The sequence below is a fragment of the Variovorax sp. OAS795 genome (assembly GCF_040546685.1).
Classification (GTDB): domain Bacteria; phylum Pseudomonadota; class Gammaproteobacteria; order Burkholderiales; family Burkholderiaceae_C; genus Variovorax.
In genome coordinates this window covers 2,495,879-2,516,768 of record NZ_JBEPOH010000001.1, presented here as the reverse complement: position 1 = coordinate 2,516,768, position 20,890 = coordinate 2,495,879, and the positions used below count along the sequence as shown (strand labels likewise).

The window sequence follows — 20,890 nt, the reverse complement described above, 5'->3', positions numbered from 1 at the left end:
AAGAAAGGGATCTCAGCGCGGCGGGCGCTGGTCATGCGGGCTGGGCCTGGGCGGGAGGCTGTCCCTGGGCGGGATGGCGTCCCTCGGCGGAATGTTGTCCTTGGGCAGGCGCGGCCACCAGCGCTCGATCTGCGCCGCGGCCCAGTCCTTGCCCGCCAGGCCGAAGGCCAGCGCCAGCGCGAACACCACGCCGGCCAGCACCACCAGGAAGCTCTCGCGCACGATGTCGCCGCCGATCTTGACCTGGTCGAGCGCGATCAGGATCACGAAGGCCATGACCGCATAGCGCGCCACCTGCCCCAGCAGCACGGCATCGCGCAGCTGCGCGCCGCGAAAGTAGCTGGACACCGCCTCTCCCACGAAGCGCGCGAAGTACGAGCCGAAGGCAATCACCAGCAGCGCGACGAAGAGATTCGGCACGAACCACACCACGCGCCCGAGCAGGTCGGCGATGTAGCTCAGGCCCAGGCCGTTGAACGCCACGAGCAGCGCCGCCAGGATCACCAGCCAGTAGGCGATGACGCCGAACAGGCTGCTGGTGTCGCCGGGCCAACCGCCCTGGCGCAGGAAGTTGTCCAGCCCTGCGCGCTCGGTCAGCACATTGAAATTGATCGCGCGCAATGCCTTGGTCACCGCAAAGCGCACCGTCTTGGCAATGAGCCAGCCCGCAAGCACCACGACGAGCGCAATGGCCAGCCGGGGCACAAAGGCCCCGACCTGGTAGAGCATCGCGTTCAGCGGCTCCAGGTGAATGCCGAATCTGTCCATGTTTCTCTCCGGTGCGTGATGGCGGTTGCGGTTGCGGTAGCGGTGACGTCAAGGCGGGCGGAAGGCAGTGCAAGCATCAACCGGGCCGCTCCGCATCCAGGATCGCGAGCACGCCGTTCAGCGGCACCTGCGCCCAGTCGGTGCGGTTGTTGAGCTCGTAGCGCAGTTCGTAGAGCGCCTTCTCCAGCTCGAACAGCGAGAGCAGTTCGGCATCGATGCGCACCGCGCCGCCCTCCGCGGCGGGCGCCTCGGTGTAGCCGTCCATGAACGCCTGCCTGGCGGCCCGCTCCCATGCAGCGGCGGGCAGTGCGAGGTAGGCGGCCTCTTCCGCGCTCTGGGCCACGCGCCGCAGTGCCGACCAGCGCGCGTAGTTGAAAGAGCGCAGCATGCCGGCCACGTCACGCAGCGGCGAGCCCTTGGCGCGCCGCTCGTCGAAGCTGCGGGCGGGCTCGCCCTCGAAGTCGATGATGACGAAATCGTTGTCGCGCAGCAGCACCTGTCCGAGGTGGCAGTCCCCGTGGTAGCGGGTCTTGATGCTGCCCTGCGCCTCGGGCCTGCGCGCATCGACCGAGGCCAGCAGCGCGCCTTCCATGTCGATCAGCGCCTGGGCATCGGGCTGCGCCGCGGCGGGCAGCTGGCCCACCCGCTCCCGCAGCAGCGACAGCGTGGCGGTGGCATCGGAGCGGGCCTGCGCCACGTAGCGCGCGATGTCCTCGGCCAGCAGCGGCTCGGGGTCGAAGGCCGCGGCGCCGGTGCGCATCGCCAGCGCCTGGTGCAGCTCGGCGGTGCGCCGGCCCAGCGTCGCCATGAGCGCGAGGAAGCCCCCATGCACCGCCGACGCGTCGGGCAGCGCGCCGTTGGTGGTCGCGAAGTCGCGGAGGAACCGCTCCAGGTAGCCCAGCGTGTGGTCCCAGCCGTCGCCCTGGTTCGACACATACGACTGCACCATGGCCAGCGTCATGACGCGGCCGTCGTTGCCGGTGTATTCGAGCGCGCCGAGCACCGGAACGCAGTGCGGATAGCGTGCCACCTCGGTCAGGAAGCGGCCCATCTCCAGCTCGGGGTTCAGGCCCTCGCGCACGTGCCGGTAACCCTTGAGGAACAGCGTCTCGTCGACCGTGACCACGGTGTTGCTGCTCACGCCGCTCGGCCGGCCGACCGGCAGGCTCGCGATGTCGCGGTCGATTGCCGCAAAGGCGGCCGTGGCGCGGAACCGGAGCCGCCCGTTGGCAGTTTCCAGTTCCATGCCGCCGCGGATCGCCTGGAGCAGCGCGCGGCAGAAGGCCTCGTCGTAGAACGCATCGCCCATCAGGCCCACCTGCGCCTGCTGCCTCACCTTCGCGAGCGCGGCCTGCGCGACACCGGCCATGCGTTCTTCGTCGCGCTCTTCCCAGGCCAGCGCCAGCGGCATGAAATAAGTAGCGCCGCCGGGCGGGCCGTCGAGTTCGAGCAGCGGCAGCATCCAGCTCTGCGCGCCGGCCTCCCACACGGCGTGATCGGCCAGGCGCGCGCGTTCGATCGTCGTTCCCTTCGAGGCATACCAGCGCTGGATCTCGATGTGGCGCGGCAGCACCTCCAGCTCGAACTGGTTGCGCATCCGTTCCGACATGCCGATGCGCCACGGCATCACGCGGTCGCGGAAGAAGCTGGTCCAGCCGTCGAAAAGCACCAGCGTGGGCCACTCCTGCAGCGCCACGCCCTCCTGGTGCCAGCTCGGCATCTCGGCGTCCGACGTGAGCCGGAACCAGTAGAAACCGTACGAGGCCAGCGTGAGCAGGTACGGCAGCTCGCCGATGGGCGGGAACGGCGCGCGGCCCAGCATCTCGATCGGCACGCGGCCCTTGAATGCCGAGAGGTCGAGCTCCACCGGCTGCGCGGCGCGCGAGAGGTTGAACACCGTGAGGATGATGTCGTCGCCGTATTCGCTCAGGTAGGCCAGGATCTTGCGGTTGCCCGGCTTCAGGAAGCGCCGCTTGCCGCGCCCGAACGCATGGCTGGTCTTGCGCACGGCCAGCATGCGCTTGGTCCAGTTGAGCAGCGAGCTGCTGTCGCGCGCCTGCGCCTCCACGTTGAGCGCCTCGTAGCCGAACATCGGGTCCATGATGGGCTGCAGGTACAGGCGCTGCGGATCGGCGCGCGAGAAGCCGGCGTTGCGGTCGGGGCTCCACTGCATCGGCGTGCGCACGCCATTGCGGTCGCCCACGAACACGTTGTCGCCCATGCCGATCTCGTCGCCGTAGTAGATGATGGGCGAGCCCGGCATCGACAGAAGCATGCCGTTCATGAGCTTCACGCGGTCCAGGTCGTTCTCCATCAGCGGCGCCAGCCGCCGGCGGATGCCCAGGTTGATGCGCGCGCGCATGTCGGCGGCATACATGGTGTACATGTAGTCGCGCTCCTTGCTGGTCACCATCTCGAGCGTGAGCTCGTCGTGGTTGCGCAGGAAAATGGCCCACTGGCAGCCGTCGGGAATGTCCGGCGTCTGCTGCATGATCTCGACGATCGGGTGCCGGTCTTCCTGCGCAATGGCCATGTACATGCGCGGCATCAGCGGAAAGTGGTACGCCATGTGGCACTCGTCGCCGTCGCCGAAATACTCGCGCACGTCCTCCGGCCACATGTTGGCCTCGGCCAGCAGGAAGCGGTTCTTGTACTGCGCGTCGATGGCGGCGCGCACCTTCTTGATCACCGCATGCGTCTCGGGCAGGTTCTCGTTGCTGGTGCCGTCGCGCTCCACCAGGTAGGGAATCGCATCGAGCCGGAAGCCGTCCACCCCCATGTCGAGCCAGAAGCGCATCACCTTGAAGATGGCCTCCAGCACCGCCGGGTTGTCGAAGTTCAGGTCCGGCTGGTGGCTGAAGAAGCGGTGCCAGTAGTAGGCCTTGGCGATCGGGTCCCAGGCCCAGTTCGAGGTCTCCGTGTCGGTGAAGATGATTCGCGTGCCCTGGTAGATCTGGTCGGTGTCGCTCCAGACGTAGAAGTCGCGCTCGGGCGAGCCCGCGGGTGCGCGGCGCGCGGCCTGGAACCACGGGTGGTCGCTCGAGGTGTGGTTGATGACCAGCTCGGTGATCACGCGCAGCCCGCGCGCGTGCGCGGCGTCCAGCATCTCGCGGAAGTCGTCGAGCGTGCCGTACTGCGGATTCACGTCCTCGTACTCGGAAATGTCGTAGCCGTCGTCGCGCAGCGGCGAGGGGTAGAACGGCATCAGCCAGATGGTGTTGACGCCCAGCTCCTTCACGTAGTCGAGCTTGGCGGTCACGCCCTTGAAGTCGCCCACGCCGTCGTTGTTCGAGTCGAAGAAGGCCTTGACGTTGAGCTGGTAGATCACCGCGTCGCGGTACCACAGCGGATCGTCGCTGATGTCGATTTCGACCGTTTCGAGTGCGATGTGGGAGACAGGGGCATTCATGGGCGCGGCCTTACAGGAAATAGTCGAAGTCGCGCTCGTCGCCATGGCGTCGCCTGACGACGAAGATGTGCGCGGGAACGCTGTGCGGATCGAGCCGGATGTAGTGCCGCCCGCCCTGCCAGGTGAACCTCTGGCCGCTCAGCAGGTCGTGCATCTGGAACGCACGCGCGCGGTCCACGCCCACGCTGGCCGGCTCGAGCTCGAGCCAGCCCGACTGCACGTTGTACGGATCGATGTTGACCACGGTCACGATCACGTTGTCGCCGCCCTCCGAGGTCTTGGCGTAGGCCAGCAGCTGGTCGTTGTCGATCGGCAGGAAGCGCAGGCTGCGGTCCCATTGCAGCGCCGGGTTCTCGCGGCGGATGCGGTTCACGCGGGCGATGAACGGCGCGAGGCTCGCGGGGTCGTCGTGGTTCCAGTGGCGCAGCTGGTACTTCTCGGAGTCGAGGTATTCCTCGCTGCCGGGCGAACGCGGCAGGTGCTCGCGCAGTTCGTAGGCCGGCCCGTAGATGCCGTAGTTGGCCGACAGCGTGGCGGCAAGCACCAGCCGCGACATGAACACCGAGGCCTCGCCGCCCTGCAGCTGCTCGTGCAGGATGTCGGGCGTGTTCGGCCACACGTTGGGCCTGAAGTAGTCGACGCCCGGCGGCGTCGAGAGCTCGGTGAAATACTCGACGAGCTCCTGCTTGGTGTTGCGCCAGGTGAAGTAGGTGTAGGACTGCGAGAAACCCAGCTTGGCCAGGCGGTGCATCACCTTGGGCCGCGTGAAGGCCTCGGCCAGGAAGATCGCCTCCGGGTGCTCGCGCCGGATCTCGCCGATGGCCCACTCCCAGAACGGAAACGCCTTGGTGTGCGGGTTGTCGACGCGGAAGATGCGCACGCCCTCGCCGATCCAGTGCTCGATGACGCTGCGCAGCTCCGTCCACAGGCCGCGCCAGTCCTCGCTCTCGAAGTTGAACGGATAGATGTCCTGGTACTTCTTGGGCGGGTTCTCGGCGTACTGCACGCTGCCGTCGGGCCGCCAGCGGAACCAGTCGGGGTGCGCCTTCACGTAGGGGTGGTCGGGCGCGCACTGGAACGCGATGTCCAGCGCAATCTCCAGCCCGTGCGCCGCGGCCTGCGCGTACAGGTGCCGAAAATCCTCCGCCGTGCCGAGGGCCGGAAGGATCGACTTGTGCCCGCCCTCGGCCGCGCCAATGGCCCACGGGCTCCCCACGTCGTCGGGTCCGCTTGCGAGCGCGTTGTTCGGCCCCTTGCGCTGGACGCGGCCGATCGGGTGGATCGGCGGAAAGTAGAGCACGTCGAAACCCATGGCCGCGATGGCCGGCAGGCGCGCTTCCACGTCCTTGAAGGTGCCGTGCACGCCCGGGGTCGGGCCGGCTGAGCGCGGGAACAGTTCGTACCAGGTGCTGAAGCGCGCGCGCTCGCGCTCGGCCTCCAGCGGCAGCTCGACGGCAAAGCGCACCTCGTGCCGCCGGTCCGGGTGGCGGCGCGCGAGCATCGCGAGCTCTTCGTCGAGCGCCAGCGCCTTGAGGGTCGACACCTCCGATGCGGGATGCGCCGCCACGGCGTCCAGCTCGGTGGCCCACCGCGAGAGCGCCTGCCGGTCGGCGCCCTCGGCCCGCTCGGCCGCGGCGGCCACTTCGAGTGCGCCCACCTGCGACGCGATGCGCACGTCGTCGGCCTCGACGCGGCGCGCCATCTCGCTGCGCCAGGACTCGAAGGGATCCACCCACGCGACCACCGTGTAGAAGTAGCGCCCGAGCGCAGGGGGCGAGAAAGCAGCCTCCCACACGTCGTTGACGAGCGGCTTCATCGGCACCTCGCGGAACTCGGTCTTGTCCTGCGGCCGCCAGCAGAGCACCGCGCGCAGCACGTCGTGCCCGTCGGTGAAGCAGTGCGCCTTCACGCGCACCATTTCTCCCGCGATGCACTTCACCGGGAAGCGGCCGTTGTCCACCGAAGGAAGCACGGCGTCGATGACGGCGCGCCGGTTGCCGTCGCGCACATCGGGCATCCTCGAAGCGGCGGGCGTCTGCTGGGTTGCGAAGAGTTTTTTCATAGGGGCCGGTGCTCGAGGATCAGCGTGGAAAGCGGCGGCAGGGTCATGGACACCGACTGCATGCGGCCGTGCGAGCGCACGGGCGCGGATTCGACGCCGCCCAGGTTGCCCCAGCCCGAGCCGCCGAATTCCACTGCGTCGGTGTTGATGAGTTCATGCCAGTAGCCGCCCTGCGGCACGCCCAGAAGGTAGTTGGTGCGCGGCACCGGCGTCATGTTGCTGACCACCAGCAGCGGCGGATGGCCGTCGCGTGCCTTGCGCACGAACGCGAATACGCTGCGCTCGGCATCGTCGGCCTCGACCCACTCGAAACCCGAGGCGGTGAAGTCCTGCTGGTGGAGTGCGGGCGCGGCGCGGTACACGCGGTTGAGCTGCGCCACCAGCCGCTGCAGGCCCGAATGCCCTTCCAGGTCGCAGACCCACCACTCGAGCTCGCCGTCGTGCGTCCACTCGCGCCGCTGGCCGAACTCGCCGCCCATGAAGAGCAGCTTCTTGCCCGGGTGCGCCCACATGAAGCCGAACAGCGCGCGCAGGTTGGCGAACTGCTGCCATGGGTCGCCCGGCATCTTGCCCAGGAGCGACCCCTTGCCGTGCACCACCTCGTCATGCGAGAGCGGAAGCACGAAGTTCTCGTGGAACGCGTAGACCAGCGAGAAGGTCATCTTGTGGTGGTGGTACTTGCGGTGGACCGGCTCTTCCTTCATGTAGGCGAGCACGTCGTGCATCCAGCCCATGTTCCATTTCTCGCCGAAGCCCAGGCCGTCCATGTCGGTGGGCCGCGACACGCGCGGCCATGCGGTCGACTCCTCGGCCACGGTGATCGTGTCGGGATGCTCGCGGTACACGGCGCGGTTCAGCGTGCGCAGGAACTCGATGGCCTCGAGGTTCTCGCGGCCGCCATGGCGGTTGGGAATCCACTCGCCGTGCTGGCGCGCATAGTCCAGGTACAGCATCGACGCGACCGCATCCACGCGCAGCCCGTCCAGGTGGTAGCGGTCGAGCCAGAAGAGCCCCGACGAGACCAGGAAGCTGCGAACCTCGGGGCGTCCGTAGTTGAAGATGCTCGAGTTCCACTCCGGATGAAAGCCCTGGCGCGGATCGGCGTGCTCGTAGAGGTGCGTGCCGTCGAAATACCCGAGCCCATGCTCGTCGGTCGGAAAGTGCGAAGGCACCCAGTCGAGCAGCACGCCGATGCCGTTCTGGTGCAGGTGGTCGACCAGGTACATGAAGTCCTGCGGCGACCCGAAGCGTGCGGTGGGCGCGAAGTAGCCCGTGGTCTGGTAGCCCCAGGAGCCATAGAACGGGTGCTCGGTCACGGGCATGAGCTCCACGTGCGTGAAGCCCATCTGCTTCATGTAGGCCGCCAGTTCGTGAGCGATCTCGCGGTAGCCCATGAACTGGCCGTCCTTGCGGCGCCATGAACCCAGGTGCACCTCGTAGACGGACATCGGCGCATCGAGCGCATTGCGCGCGCCGCGCGTGGCCATCCATTCGCGGTCCTGCCATTCATAGGAAAGTTCGCAGATGCGCGACGCCGTGGCGGGCGGCGGTTCGCTGCAGAAGGCGAACGGATCGGCCTTGTCGACCACGTAGCCGGCGTGGCGCGAGCGGATGCGGTACTTGTAGGCTTGGCCCAGGGTCGCGTGGGGAACGTGGCCCCGCCAGATCCCGGTGCCGTCGGGCGCCGGAGAGAGCGGGTCGGCCTCGCCCGACCAGTGGTTCCAGTCGCCGACCACCGAGACGGATTCGGCATTGGGCGCCCAGACGGCGAAATGCGCACCGCCTTCGGTTGCCGGATGGCAACCCAACAGGTCGTACAAGCGGGAATGGGTTCCTTCCTGGAACAGGTAGGCGTCTTGTGCTTCGGGTGTTCTTGGCGGCTGGTTCGCTGGCACCGTTGTTCCTTGTTCTGGTTGGAGGCCAGCGATCCGGGGTGTTCGAGGGAACACACTTTCTCGGCTTCGACGCGACCCGACCCTCCAATTTGCAAAGAATCCGGCCCCGGTGGTTACGGCGCACACCGCCTTGCCGTGTCGGAGAGTTGCCCATACGGGCCTTGGGCGCATACAAAAAACCGCGCCTGTGCGCGGTTTTGTTCAGGCGGCGACCGACGATGCCGACGAGGCGTCCCTCCCGCTTGCGGACCTTGGCGCGGGACGAGGCAGAAAGTCTTCAACACCCAGGTCGATGGCGCGATTCGGGTTGGACCGGTATCGGCGCAGTGCGGCGGCGCCGATCGCATCGAAGTGCGCCTTGCAGGTCTCCAGCAGGCGGTCGCCGAGGTTCCTGGTGCCGAACACGTCGTGCAGGGTTTCCTCCGAAATCTGCGCGATGATGCGCGCGCCGTCGGGACCGTCGGGGTAGACCGCGAAGCGCACGCTCGCGGTGTCAAAGCAGTAGATGCCTTCGAAGTCCATGGGTCGTCTCCTGGAAGGGGAAGGATGCGGCTACATGCCGCCGGAGGGGTGGGAATCGTGGGAGCGGGTGCGTAAGACTTGCTGCAATCCATGTCCGCCGCGGCCGCCCGCGAACCAGTTCTTCAGGCCCATGTGGCGCGGCCGGGCCTGCGCCACCTCGCCCGGGTACCGGATGCGCGCCAGCTCCTCGCGGCCTTTTTCGGTGATGGCCAATACCTGTGCCGCGGGCTCGGCGCCCGACAGCTTGAGCGGGTCGGCGGGTGCCGGCACGAACGCGATCACGAGTCCGGCCTGGCGAAGAATCCTGACCCCGTCGATCTCCTTGGGCGTGCGGAACGACACGGGCAGGCGGGATGCGGCAATCTGCTTGAGCAGGTCCATCGACATGGCAAATCTCCTCTGGGTTCGATTGACGATTCAGACGCCGTTCGAAATAGGTTCTTTGCCTGTGCCTTTCAAGAGATCGGAGCATTGGTTTTTTTGCTGCGGAAAGTGGAGTCCATAGCACGCGGGCAATCGGCATGCCCACTGCATTGGCCGCGAAAAAAATCCTCTTGAAAAATCCCGAGCCCGCGCCTATTTCGCACATCGGAAGCGCTGGAGACGCCTCCGGCGCTCCGCTCAACCTTGTTTTGAAAGGAGGTTTTCGCCATGTACCGATCCCTGTTCCCGCGCGACATGTTCGCCGAAATGGATCGCCTGCAGCGCGAGATGCAGCAGGCCTTCGATCTGTCTCCGACCATCCGCGGCTTCGGCCGCAACGGCTTCCCCGCCCTGAACATCGGCGGCACGCCGCAGACGGTGGAGATCTATGCCTTCGCGCCCGGCATCGACCCGTCGAGCCTCGAGCTCAACCTGGAACGCGGCCTTCTCACCATCGCCGGAAAGCGCGAGAACGCGCTGCCGCAGGACGACGAGAAGGCCGCCATCCACATCAACGAGCGCTTCCAGGGATCGTTCCGCAGGGTACTCACCCTGCCCGACGATGCCGACCCCGATGCCGTGACGGCCAGGTACCGCGACGGCGTGCTGCAGATCTCGGTGCAGCGCCGCGCCTCGTCGCAGCCGCGCCGCATCACGGTCCAGTAAGAGACAGGACAACTGAGAAAGAGAGACGAAAGGAGAGACGACCATGACGACCCACACATCGCCCAGTGTTGCCCAACGGGCGCAGCTTTCCCGCAAGGACGACAGCGCACGCTACAGCGATGCCGCGCTGACGCCGCCAGTGGACGTGATCGAGGACAGCGGCGGCATCACGCTCTATGCCGACCTGCCCGGCGTCTCGCGCGACAAGCTCGGCCTGCACGTGGCTTCCGACACGCTGACCATCGAGGCCGAGTCCGATCTCGCGGTGCCCGAAGGCCTGGAGTCGAGCCATACCGAGGTGGGCCTGGCGCGCTTCCGCCGCGTGTTCACGCTGAGCAAGGAGCTGGACACCGGGGCCATCTCGGCGGAGCTCAAGCAGGGCGTGCTGAAGCTGCGCATTCCGAAGGCCGAGCACGCGCAGCCGCGCCGCATCGAGGTCCAGGCGGCCTGAGGACTGTGCAAGACGCTGGCGCACCGCGCCAGCGCCGCGGCGCCGCGCGCCTGACGATCGGCCGCGCTGCGCCTACGCCGATGTGAGCTTCGCCCTACAGCGTCGGTGGCTTGGCAAAAATATGGTGGCCGCAAGGACACCGGCATGGCTTTCGAATCTTTCAGCGATCGCGCGCAGGCGGGCCGCGCGCTGGCCCTGCGGCTGGTTCATCTTGCCGGCCGCTCCGACGTGACGGTGCTTGCCCTGCCGCGCGGCGGCACGCCGGTGGCGTACGAGGTGGCCAAGGCGCTGCGCGCGCCGCTCGACGTGCTGGTGGTGCGCAAGCTCGGCCTGCCGTGGAACCCCGAATTCGCCATGGGCGCCATCGCCAGCGGCGGCGAGCGGCTGCTCGACGACATGCTGCTGCGCGAACTCGGCATACCGGCCGAGGCGGTCGACGAAGTGGCGCGCGACGAGCAGCGCGAACTCGAGCGCCGCGAACGCGTCTACCGCGGCGGGCGCCCCGCGCCGGAGCTGCGCGGGCGTACCGTGATCCTCGTGGACGACGGCCTGGCCACCGGCGCGACCATGCGCGTTGCCGTGCGCGCGGTACGCCGGCAGGCGCCCGCCCGCGTGATCGCCGCCGCGCCCGTGGCGGCGCCCGAAGCCTGCGAGCTGCTGCGCGCCGAAGCGGACGAAGTCGCATGCGCCGAAGCGCCCGACCCTTTCCTGGGCGTGGGCCGCTGGTACCTGGATTTCTCGCAGACCAGCGACCAGGAAGTGTGCCGCCTGCTCGCAGACGCGAGCCGCCTCCGTCCCGTTGCAGCCTGAGGAAACGAACGATGCAGCCTTCACCCCTGTCGAAAGAAACCGAGGCCTTGCGCCTCGCGGCCCGCGCGATGGACGGCTCCGCGGACGACCACGATGCGCTGCTCGCGCTGATCGGCGATGCGCACTACGTGCTGCTCGGCGAAGCGTCGCACGGCACGCACGAGTTCTATGCGGCGCGCGCGGACATCACGCGCCGCCTGCTCGCAGAGAAGGGCTTCAACGCCGTGGCCATCGAGGGCGATTGGCCCGATGCCTACCGCGTGAACCGCTACGTGCGCGGCGAGGGCGACGATGCCAGCGCGCGCGATGCGCTGGCCGGCTTCCGGCGCTTCCCCACCTGGATGTGGCGCAACCGGGACGTGGCCGATTTCGTCGAGTGGCAGCGCGCCTTCAACGAGGCGGGGCCCGCGCAGGGCAAGACCGGCTTCTACGGGCTCGACCTGTACAGCCTGCACGCGTCGATCGAAGCCGTGCTGGCCTACTTCGACCGCAGCGACCCCGGCGCGGCGCGCGCCGCGCGCGAGCGCTACGGCTGCTTCGACCGCTTCGGCGATGGCGGGCAGGTCTACGGCCTGATGGCGGGCCTCGGAGAGTCCGACTCCTGCCGCCGCGAGGTGATCGACATGCTCGTCGAGATGCGCCGCGCTTCGGGCGATGCGTGGCGCCGCGGCGATGCGGCCAGCGAGGAAGAGGCCTTCAACGCCGAGCAGAACGCACGCCTGGTGAAGAACGCCGAGGGCTACTACCGCTCGATGTACCAGAGCGACGTGTCGTCGTGGAACCTGCGCGACCGCCACATGGCCGAGACCCTGGGCGAACTGGAGCGCCACCTGTGGCGCGGCAGCGAGCGCCCGAAGATCGTGGTGTGGGCCCACAACTCGCACCTGGGCGATGCGCGCGCCACCGAGATGGGCGAGCAGCGCGGCGAACTCAACCTGGGCCAGCTGGTGCGCGAGCGCCAGGGCCGCGACGCGGTGCTGGTGGGCTTCACCACCCATGCGGGCACCGTGATGGCGGCGTCCGACTGGGGTGCGGCCGCGGAACGCAAGCGGGTTCTCGCGTCGCGGCCGGACAGCTACGAAGGCCTCATGCACGAGACCGGCATCGCGCGCTTCATGCTGCCGCTGCGCGGCGAAGCCGGCCATTTCTTCGCGCTGCGGGAGCGCCGGCTGGAGCGCGCCATCGGCGTCATCTACCGCCCCGAGACCGAGCGCCAGAGCCACTATTTCTTCGCGCGCCTGCCGGTGCAGTTCGATGCGCTGCTGCACTTCGACCAGACCCGCGCCGTCGAGCCGCTGGACCGCGATGCGCCCGCGCCGGATGAAGAGGTTCCGGAAACCTATCCGTCGGGAAAATAGCCATCCGCCGTGGCAAGGAGTCCGCAGATGCTGCGGCAACCAAGGATCTGATCACTTACGGGCGAAAGCGGGAGCGAGGTCAGCCGAGCTGTACTTAGGCCGGCCCTGCACCCGAAACCGACAAGTGACGTGACAAATTGCCGCTCCGACACCCGCGGCTGGCTGCCGCTGCCCGGAGAAAGCCCGGCCCCCGCATACAAATCTCCAATCTCAACTTTGGGGACTCTCAAAATGATGCGAAAACAGATCGTCGTCGGCGATCCACCGGCCTCGGGCGGAGCGGTGCTGACCTACAGCGGCCCCATGATGGATGTATTCGGGCACCGTATCGCATTGATCGGCGGACGTGCTTACTGTGAAGGCTGCAACAGCGTCGGCATCATTGCCAAGGCAGGTGGCCCCCGCAGAGGCTTGTTCTACGGGGCCGAAATGGCACTGGAAGGCGACGTGGTGATCTGTCAATGCCCCGTTCCGCCCCCGCTCGTTGCGACGCTGGTTCACAACACGAACTTTGATGACATGCTGGCAGGCGCTCGCGATTTCAATGCCAGCTATGCCGCTCTGCCGGGTTGGTTCGCCGGAGACTCACCCAGCATTGCCGCAAGCAAGAAGCTGGTCGATGAGCTGGTGGAACACTCACCGGGGGCCGAGCAGACCGAAAACATCTGCCCCAATATGACGAACAAAGAGTTCGCCGCGTTGGCGATGAAGCTGCGCGACTTGGCGATTGACTACATCACGAAGAAGCGGCTGCCGGAACTAGAACGCTGGGACAAAGAGGCGCAGGCCCTTGCGACTACTTGGTTTGGTGTCGCCGACGCTTCGCTGCGGGAACACCTCCAAAGGGGGTTGGCTGCATGCGTTCGCGTGCTTGAAGGACTGGAGGCGAAGAATTTTGTGCGTTTCACGGCAGGCGGAAAATTGGTGAGTTGCGTCTTGGACAATGGAGTCGGTACTGTTGCGGCGGTATGCAAGCCCGATGTCGCGACTCATACCATTGCAATTGCGTTGCCTTTTTGCGAACTTGAGCACGACAACCGGCTTGTCTTCGGAACAGACAAAGTCCGCGACGGCGATTCCAGACTTTTGACCTTGATCCACGAAGTCACGCACTTCTATGACACATTCAGGTCGAACGATACATGGTATGGAACGGTAAAATCAAGGCGCCAAGTCAACAGCCAGAACCTGGAGGCGCTTCGGGTCAATGCGGACAGCATTGCCGGCTACATTCTTGGAGTGGATCCAAAGGCTTCAATATGAACAAGCGACGGGAAACCATTCTGAGATATTTCTTGGCATCTCTCGCCGTGATGCTCGCGCCAGCTGCGCTGGCCTGCAGCCCGATCAAGAGCATTGGCGTTGTATTCGAGCGGAACTCCGCGTTGGTTCCCGCCAAGGAGGTTCTCAAGCTTGCCAATTGGACAGCCGCACTCCGTTCGGCATATCCAAATCGTGAATCGCTTTTCCTATCCACTCAGTCGGCATTTGGCGAACGCGACGCAATCAATTTGGGTGCGAGGCGCGCCAGGAATGTTGCGAAAGTCCTCACGAAGGACTTGCAGTTCGATGTGAAGGAAGTTGATCTCCCTAACAAAGGGATTGTCGCCGCCGTGCCGGCATCCGAGGGAAGCAACTTGGTGAAACGTGTCGATATCGACTTCCTGCCGGCCTGCCCACATGAATGCCCGTGCCAAGTGGGCGACCCTCTTTATAAGGCGCCGCAACGATGAGGCGAGCGCTTGGACTGCGCGCTGGATGCTGCTGCATTTATGGGGCAACCGATCGTTGCCCTACCGAACATCCGGTAGGCGCACTTATCGAGTGATCTGCGGCCGATTTATCGCTGGCGCTTCACCACGCCACCACCGCGCGAGCCGCTACTGCGCGACGATCACGCCCTCGAGCGGCTCCAGCAGCAATTCGCCCTTGGCCGTGCCGGTGCGGCCGGCGTGGGTCGAGGCCAGCACCACGGCGTCGGGCGGTAGAAGATGCGCGGCCACGGCCGTCTCCGCGCTCGCGAAGTTCAGCAGCACCACCAGCCGGCGCGTGCCCGCGCATCGTGCATAGGCCAGCACATCGGCACCCGCGTCGAGCTGCTCGTGGCTTCCTTCGTGCAGCGCGGGCTCGCGGCGCCTGAGCGCGATGAGTTTCTTGTAGAGCGCGAGCATCGAGTCCGGATCGCCCTGCTGCGCCTCGACGTTGCGCATGCCCCAGTCACCGCCCAGCCGCAACCACGGCGTGCCGTCGGTGAAGCCCGCGGCGTGCGCGCGGCTCCACTGCATGGGCGTGCGCTGCGGGTCGCGCCCGAGGCCCTTGCCGGGCTCGTTCTTCTCGAACGGGTCCTGCACTTCGGCGGGCGGAATGGGAACGTCGGTGAGACCGATCTCGTCGCCGTAGTAAAGCGTTGGCGTGCCGCGCAGCGTCAGCAGCAACATTGCCGCGAGCCGCGCCCTCTCCTGCCCGACACGGCTCGCGATGCGCGGCTTGTCATGGTTGCCGAGTACCCAGTTGGGCGCCGCGCCGTGCGGCAATGCGGCTTCGTAGTTGCGCACGATGCGGTCGATCTCCACCGCATGCCAGGGCGCCGCGATGAGCTGGAAGTTGAACGGCAGCTGCACGCCTTGCAGCAGTCCGTCGGCCGTGCGGCCGTAGTAGGCCATGAGCCGTTCGAGCGGAAGATAGAGCTCGCCGATCAGCACGCGCGACGACGCCTCGTCGCTGAACTCGTCGACCACGCGGCGCATCTCGGCGACGATGTCCTGCATCTCGGGACGGTCGGTGGTGTAGAGCGGCAGCAGCCGGTGCGAAGGGTCCTGGCCCGGCTGCCAGGACGGGTTGTCGGGGTTGTCGCGAAAATCTTCGTCCTTGACGAGGTGGTAGAGCACGTCGACGCGGAAACCGTCCACGCCGCGGCGCAGCCAGAAGCGCAGTGCCTCGTACATGGCGCGGCGCACCTCGGGGTTGCGCCAGTTGAGATCGGGCTGCTCCCTGAGAAAGGAATGGCAGTAGTACTGGCCGCTCGCCTCGTCCAGCGTCCAAGCGGGCCCGCCGAAATTGCTGAGCCAGTTGTTGGGCGGCCCGCCACCTTGTGCGGGGTCGCGCCACAGGTACCAGTCGCGCTTCGGGCTGCCGCGGGAAGCCCGGCTCTGGGCGAACCACGGGTGCCGGTCCGAGGTGTGGTTGGGCACGAAATCCAGCACCAGCTTCAGCCCCCGCGCCTTGCACTCGGCGGCCAGTGCATCGAAGTCATCGAGCGTGCCGAAACGCGGGTCGATGTTGCAGTAGTCGGAAATGTCGTACCCGAAGTCGGCCATCGGTGAGGGGTAGATCGGCGAAATCCAGACGGCATCCACGCCGAGCTCGACCAGATAATCGAGCCGCCTCTGGATGCCGCGCAAGTCGCCGATGCCGTCTCCGTCGCTGTCCTGGAACGAACGCGGATAGATCTGATAAACGATTCCGTTCTTCCACCAAGCATCGGCCGACATCGACTGTTCCTTTCATGTTCTGCATTGCGAGGTACCTATTCATGGAAGGTTCCCCGCATGATCAACGACCTCTGGTACAAGAACGCCGTGGTGTATTGCCTGTCGGTGGGGACCTTCATGGATTCCAACGGCGACGGCTGCGGCGACTTCGAAGGCCTGACGCGGCGCCTCGAATACCTCCACGGCCTGGGCGTCACGACGCTGTGGCTGATGCCGTTCCACCCCTCGCCGGGCCGCGACGACGGCTACGATGTTTCGGACTATTACAACGTCGACCCGCGATTCGGCACGCTCGGCGATTTTGTCGAGTTCACGCATTCGGCCGAGCAGCTCGGCATGCGCGTGCTGATGGACCTGGTCGTCAACCACACCTCGGACCAGCACCCCTGGTTCCAGGATGCGCGCAAGGGCCCGACGTCAAAATACCATGACTGGTATGTATGGTCCGACAAGAAGCCGCGCCGCTTCACCGACGGTGTGGTCTTTCCGGGCGTGCAGAAATCGACCTGGAATTTCGACAAGCTCGCCAGGCGCTGGTTCTTTCACCGCTTCTATGAATTCCAGCCCGACCTGAATACGGCCAACCCCGCCGTGCAGGCCGAGATCCTCAAGATCATGGGCTTCTGGACGCAGCTGGGGGTCTCGGGCTTCCGCATGGACGCAGTGCCTTTCGTGATCGGCGCGAAGGGGCCGAAGGTCGTGCACCCGACCGAGAAGTTCGACATGCTGCGGCAGTTCCGAGAGCTGCTGCAGTGGCGACGCGGCGACGCCATCATCCTGGCCGAGGCCAACGTGCTGCCCAAGACCAACATGGCCTACTTCGGCGACGAGGGCGAGCGGCTGCACATGATGTTCAACTTCCAGGTCAACCAGAACCTGTTCTACGCCATGGCCGCAGGCGATACGCGGCCGCTGGTCAAGGCGCTGGAGGCCACGCGGGAACGGCCGGCCACCTCGCAATGGGGCATCTTCCTGCGCAACCACGACGAGCTCGACCTCGGGCGGCTGCGGCCCTCGCACCGCCAGCGCGTGTTCGATGCCTTCGGGCCCGAGAAGGACATGCAGCTGTACGACCGCGGCATCCGCCGGCGCCTCGCACCCATGCTGGGCGGCAACCGGCGGCGGCTGGAGCTTGCCTACAGCCTGATGCTCACCCTGCCCGGCACACCGGTCATGCGCTACGGCGACGAGATCGGCATGGGAGACGACCTTCGCCTGCCGGAGCGCAACTGCGCGCGAACGCCGATGCAGTGGTCCACCGAACGCCAGGGCGGTTTCACCACCTCGGACAAGCCGGTGGTTCCGGTGATCACCGGCGGCGCCTACGGATTCGAGCACGTGAACGTGGCGGCGCAGCGGCGCGATCCCGATTCGCTGCTCAACTGGATGGAGCGCGCGTTCCGCATGCGCAAGGAGGTGCCCGAGATCGGCTGGGGCGACTTCTCGGTGATTCCGCATTCGGAAAAAGCAGTGCTGGTGATCCGCTACGAATGGCGCGGCAATGCCGTGGCCTTCGTCCACAACTTCGATGCGAACCCGCTCGAGATCAAGCTCGAGGCCAGGGCATTGGGCGCGAACGGCGAACAGCTGGTCAACCTGCTCTCGAATGCGCACAGCCACGCCAATGCCAAGGGCATGCACTGCATGTTGCTCGAACCCTATGGCTACCGCTGGTTCCGCGTCGGCCCGCTCGACTACCTGCTCAAGCGCGAAGAGATGTGACGCCCGCTTGCCGGCACACGGGCCATGGGGGAATGCGCGAGGCACCCACCCCCGCGCTTCTGACACACTAGCCCCCGCAAAGCGGGCCGCACCGCGATGCTTTCTTCACGCCAATGAACTCACCAGGTCTCAGGAACATCCACTTCAGCTTGAACACGCGCCTCGGCCTCGGCGTGGCCGCGGTGGTCCTGGCGGCCACGCTGGCCATCGCGACCATTGCGTTGCAGCTGGTCAAGACCAGCATGAAGGCTTCGATCGAAAGTGAAGCGTTCGCGCGCCTGTCGGCGATTGCGAACACGGTAGACCAAAAGTTCGTCAGCCGCCGCACCCTGCTCGAGACCTTTGCGGCCAGCGCGGCCTCCAACGATTTCCCCGACCCGGCCGCGCTGCAGGCTTTCCTCGAAAGGCACGCCGCGCTGCGCAAGGCCTTCAGCAACGTCGCGTTCTTTGCGGCGGACGGCGACCTGCTCGCGAGCCTGAGCGGTGCGCAGCAGCCCGGCAGGGTGAACATCAAGGACCGGCGCTACTTCCAGGAAACGGTCGGGTCCGGGGCCAGCGTCATCTCGGAACCGTACGTCAACCGGCTCACCGGCCTCGCGCAGATCGCCATGACCGCGGCGGTGCCCGATGCCACGGGCAACGTCAAGTACGTGATCTCGGGCGCCATCGACCTGCAGGACCGCAGCATCCTGGGCGAGCTCGCCGACGTGAAGTTCGGCCAGAGCGGCTACCTGTTCATCACCACCGCGGACGGCGTCCTGATCGACCATCCGCGCATGGAGCGCGTCCTGGGCCAGGCGGGCGCCAAGGCGGCCGGCAACCCCGAGATCGAGCGCCCCATCGAAGGCTACGAGGGGGCGACGGAGGGCGTGAACCCTGCGGGCGTGCACGGCCTGTATGCCTTCAAGCGGCTGCGCGAGACGAACTGGGTCATGGGGTCGATGTACCCGAGCGCGGAAGCATTCGGCCGGCTCAATGCCATCGAGCGCTCGGCATGGCTCGGGGCGCTGGTGCTCGCCATGCTGGCCGGCGCGCTGGCCCTGGGCCTCGTGCGGCGCCAGCTCATGCCGCTCACGCACCTGCACCGGCACATGCTCGACGCGGACAACCCGGCGCTCGAACGCGCCATGCCGCGCACCTATGCGAGGGACGAGATCGGCGACATCGCGCGCACCTTCGACACGCTGATGTCGCAGCGCAAGTCGAGCGAGAAGTTCCTGCGCGACATCACCGACAACCTGCCCGCGATGGTGTCGCACGTCGATGCGCAGGGCCGCTTCACCTTCGTGAACGCGCCGCTGTGCAAGAAGCTCGACCGCGGCGCGGCCCAGCTGATCGGGCGCGAGGCGCGCAGCTTCGGCGAGGACGACGAGGCCATGACAGCCGCCATCGAGCGCGTGCAGGCCGGCGAGGCCGTGAGCTTCGAGCGGCGCGGCGAGGCGAGCCGCGGCGAGCAGGAGCGCTACTTCCAGACCGAGCTCATTCCCGACCGCGACAAGGCCGGGAATGTCCGCGGCTACTACGCCATGACGTCCGACGTGACGGAGCGAAAGCGCATCGAGTTCAGCCTGGCGCACAGCGAAGCGCAGGTGCGCATCATCGCGGACAACATCCCTGCGCTGGTGTCGCACGTCGATGCCTCGCTCAGGTACACCTTCGTCAATGCCCAGGTGCGGGCGCTGCACAAGGAGCGCGCGATGGTCGGGCGGCGGATGCCCGAGGTTCGCGGCGCGGCCGATTATTCGATCGTGGCGCCGGCCTACGAGCGCGCGCTCGCGGGCGAGACGGTGGTCATCGAGAAAGCCGGCGACCCGGCGCTGGGCATCGGCGCCCGGACCTTCAAGGCCCACTACATTCCCGACCAGGACGCGAACGGCGCCGTGCAGGGGGTGTTCGCCATGACCTTCGACATCACCGACGAGGTGAACATCCGCAAGGCGCTGACGGCACAGGAAAAGCGCCTGCGCGACCTGACCGACGCCATTCCGGCGCTGGTGGGCCATTTCGACAGCGAGGAGAACTGCCATTTCGCCAACAGCCGCGCGCGCCGGATGGCGGGCCTGGGCGACGGGCCTCTCGATGGCGTGACCCTGCGCACGGCCGTCGGCAGGGAGGTGTACAGGCAGCAGCGGCCCTACCTTCCGCTGGTGCGCGAGGGCAAGTCGGTGCGCTTCCAGGTCCAGGCACCGCTCTATGGCAAGCCGGGCTACTTCCAGGTCAACCTGATTCCCGACAAGGACGCCGAGGGCAAGGTCATCGGGTTCTACATGATGACCTTCAACGTCACGGCCCTGAAGACCGCGGAACTGCGCCAGGCCGAAAGCGAGATGCGGCTGCGCACCATCACCGACAACCTGCCGGCGCTCATCACCTACATCGATCGCGACGAGAAGATCACCTTCGCCAATGCCACCTACCGCGAATGGATGGGGGTGGACCCTGCGCGGCTGCTCGGGCGCCATGTGGGCGAGGTGGCGGGCGAAGAGCTGTACCTTTCGCGCAAGCCCATGATCGCGCGCGCGCTGGCCGGCGAGCGTGTCGAGTTCGAGGCCAAGACCCGCACCCGGGACATCGACCGCACGACCCGCGTCAGCTATGTGCCCGACATCGGTCCCGACGGCACCACGCGCGGCATCTTCTCCCTGAGCCTGGACATCACGGCCCTCAAGACCGTGGAGCGCCAGCTGATGGAGCTGGCGCGGCTGGACACGCTCACCGGCCTTGCCAACCGGCTCGCCTTCAACGAATACCTGCCCGTCGCCTTGGCGCGCGCGCAGCGCTCGGGCCATGCACTGGCGGTGCTGTTCCTGGACATCGACTATTTCAAGACCATCAACGACACCTTCGGCCACGCGACCGGCGACGGCGTGCTGGTCGAATACGCCAGGCGCCTGCTGGCCAGCGTGCGGAGCACCGACACGGTGGCCCGCCTGGCCGGCGACGAATTCGTGGTGGTCCTGGAAGACGTGCAGACGCGCGAGGCCGCCGCGGGCGTGGCCCGAAAGATCGTCGGCGAGATCAACACCGGCGCCTTCGCGATCGGCGGCCGGACTTTCCAGGTCACCACCAGCATCGGCATCGCCTTCCACCAGCCCTCGACGGCCCCCGTCTCGGACGCCGACCTGCTGGCGCGCGCCGACGCCGCGCTGTACCGCGCCAAGTCGGCAGGCCGCAACACCTTCGGGTTCTCCGACTGATGCGCTTCGCGCGGGGCTGTCTCATTTTGAGAACTTTCGTGGTGCTGCGTTGCGCCCATGCGGCGCCCGCGGCGCTTCCTTGCTGACAAGCCTCGTCGGCCCCCTCAGAATCACCC

The 20,890-nt window shown here is 66.8% G+C and carries 15 protein-coding genes; 8 read left to right on the top strand and 7 right to left on the bottom strand.

All coding sequences use genetic code 11. The features are described 5' to 3' along the window. Window positions 1-12: 12 nt before the first annotated feature. The 6 genes from ABID97_RS12150 to ABID97_RS12125 form a co-directional block, all read right to left on the bottom strand. Entirely contained in the window at window positions 13-768 is a 756-nt protein-coding gene (locus ABID97_RS12150) for a mechanosensitive ion channel family protein (protein WP_354398725.1), read from the bottom strand. Window positions 769-844: 76 nt separating this feature from the next. Further along, window positions 845-4,177, bottom strand: coding sequence for a maltose alpha-D-glucosyltransferase (gene treS, locus ABID97_RS12145; protein ID WP_354398724.1), 3,333 nt, complete (start codon window positions 4,175-4,177; stop codon window positions 845-847). Between the two features lie 10 nt (window positions 4,178-4,187). Beyond that, on the bottom strand, window positions 4,188-6,239 hold the full coding sequence (locus tag ABID97_RS12140) for an alpha-1,4-glucan--maltose-1-phosphate maltosyltransferase (RefSeq protein WP_354398723.1): 2,052 nt from the start codon (window positions 6,237-6,239) through the stop codon (window positions 4,188-4,190). Continuing rightward, complete coding sequence (glgB, locus tag ABID97_RS12135; protein WP_354398722.1) at window positions 6,236-8,134, bottom strand: 1,4-alpha-glucan branching protein GlgB; 1,899 nt, start codon at window positions 8,132-8,134, stop codon at window positions 6,236-6,238. The genes ABID97_RS12140 and glgB overlap by 4 nt, the downstream gene beginning before the upstream one ends. A 201-nt stretch (window positions 8,135-8,335) precedes the next feature. After that, window positions 8,336-8,656, bottom strand: coding sequence for a hypothetical protein (locus ABID97_RS12130; RefSeq protein WP_354398721.1), 321 nt, complete (start codon window positions 8,654-8,656; stop codon window positions 8,336-8,338). A gap of 30 nt (window positions 8,657-8,686) precedes the next feature. Then, window positions 8,687-9,043 carry a hypothetical protein gene (locus ABID97_RS12125; protein WP_354398720.1) on the bottom strand — a complete coding sequence of 119 codons (357 nt, stop codon included), beginning with the start codon at window positions 9,041-9,043 and terminating at the stop codon, window positions 8,687-8,689. A gap of 264 nt (window positions 9,044-9,307) precedes the next feature. Here ABID97_RS12125 and ABID97_RS12120 point away from each other — a divergent pair, with 264 nt between their 5' ends. From ABID97_RS12120 to ABID97_RS12095, 6 genes are all read left to right on the top strand, one after another. Then, on the top strand, window positions 9,308-9,745 hold the full coding sequence (locus ABID97_RS12120) for an Hsp20/alpha crystallin family protein (RefSeq protein WP_354398719.1): 438 nt from the start codon (window positions 9,308-9,310) through the stop codon (window positions 9,743-9,745). A gap of 43 nt (window positions 9,746-9,788) precedes the next feature. After that, complete coding sequence (locus ABID97_RS12115) at window positions 9,789-10,196, top strand: Hsp20/alpha crystallin family protein (RefSeq protein WP_354398718.1); 408 nt, start codon at window positions 9,789-9,791, stop codon at window positions 10,194-10,196. A 144-nt stretch (window positions 10,197-10,340) separates the two neighbouring features. Further along, window positions 10,341-11,006, top strand: a complete 666-nt coding sequence (locus tag ABID97_RS12110) for a phosphoribosyltransferase (protein ID WP_354398717.1) — start codon at window positions 10,341-10,343, stop codon at window positions 11,004-11,006. 11 nt (window positions 11,007-11,017) lie between these two features. After that, the gene (locus ABID97_RS12105; RefSeq protein ID WP_354398716.1) at window positions 11,018-12,364 is read left to right on the top strand and encodes an erythromycin esterase family protein; all 1,347 of its coding nucleotides are present in this window, start codon (window positions 11,018-11,020) and stop codon (window positions 12,362-12,364) included. Between the two features lie 231 nt (window positions 12,365-12,595). Then, window positions 12,596-13,627: a M35 family metalloendopeptidase gene (locus ABID97_RS12100; protein ID WP_354398715.1), complete on the top strand. Its 1,032-nt coding sequence runs from the start codon at window positions 12,596-12,598 to the stop codon at window positions 13,625-13,627. Further along, a complete protein-coding gene (locus tag ABID97_RS12095) occupies window positions 13,624-14,097 on the top strand; it encodes a hypothetical protein (RefSeq protein WP_354398714.1) in 474 nt (157 codons plus the stop codon). The genes ABID97_RS12100 and ABID97_RS12095 overlap by 4 nt, the downstream gene beginning before the upstream one ends. Window positions 14,098-14,244: 147 nt before the next feature. On the opposite strand, the gene ABID97_RS12090 is transcribed toward ABID97_RS12095, so the two are convergent. Continuing rightward, window positions 14,245-15,855, bottom strand: coding sequence for an alpha-amylase family glycosyl hydrolase (locus tag ABID97_RS12090; RefSeq protein WP_354398713.1), 1,611 nt, complete (start codon window positions 15,853-15,855; stop codon window positions 14,245-14,247). A gap of 57 nt (window positions 15,856-15,912) precedes the next feature. Between ABID97_RS12090 and ABID97_RS12085 the strand changes: the two genes are divergently transcribed. Next, window positions 15,913-17,577, top strand: coding sequence for an alpha-amylase family protein (locus ABID97_RS12085; protein WP_354398712.1), 1,665 nt, complete (start codon window positions 15,913-15,915; stop codon window positions 17,575-17,577). A gap of 149 nt (window positions 17,578-17,726) precedes the next feature. Next, on the top strand, window positions 17,727-20,774 hold the full coding sequence (locus ABID97_RS12080; RefSeq protein ID WP_354398711.1) for a sensor domain-containing diguanylate cyclase: 3,048 nt from the start codon (window positions 17,727-17,729) through the stop codon (window positions 20,772-20,774). Window positions 20,775-20,890: the final 116 nt, after the last annotated feature.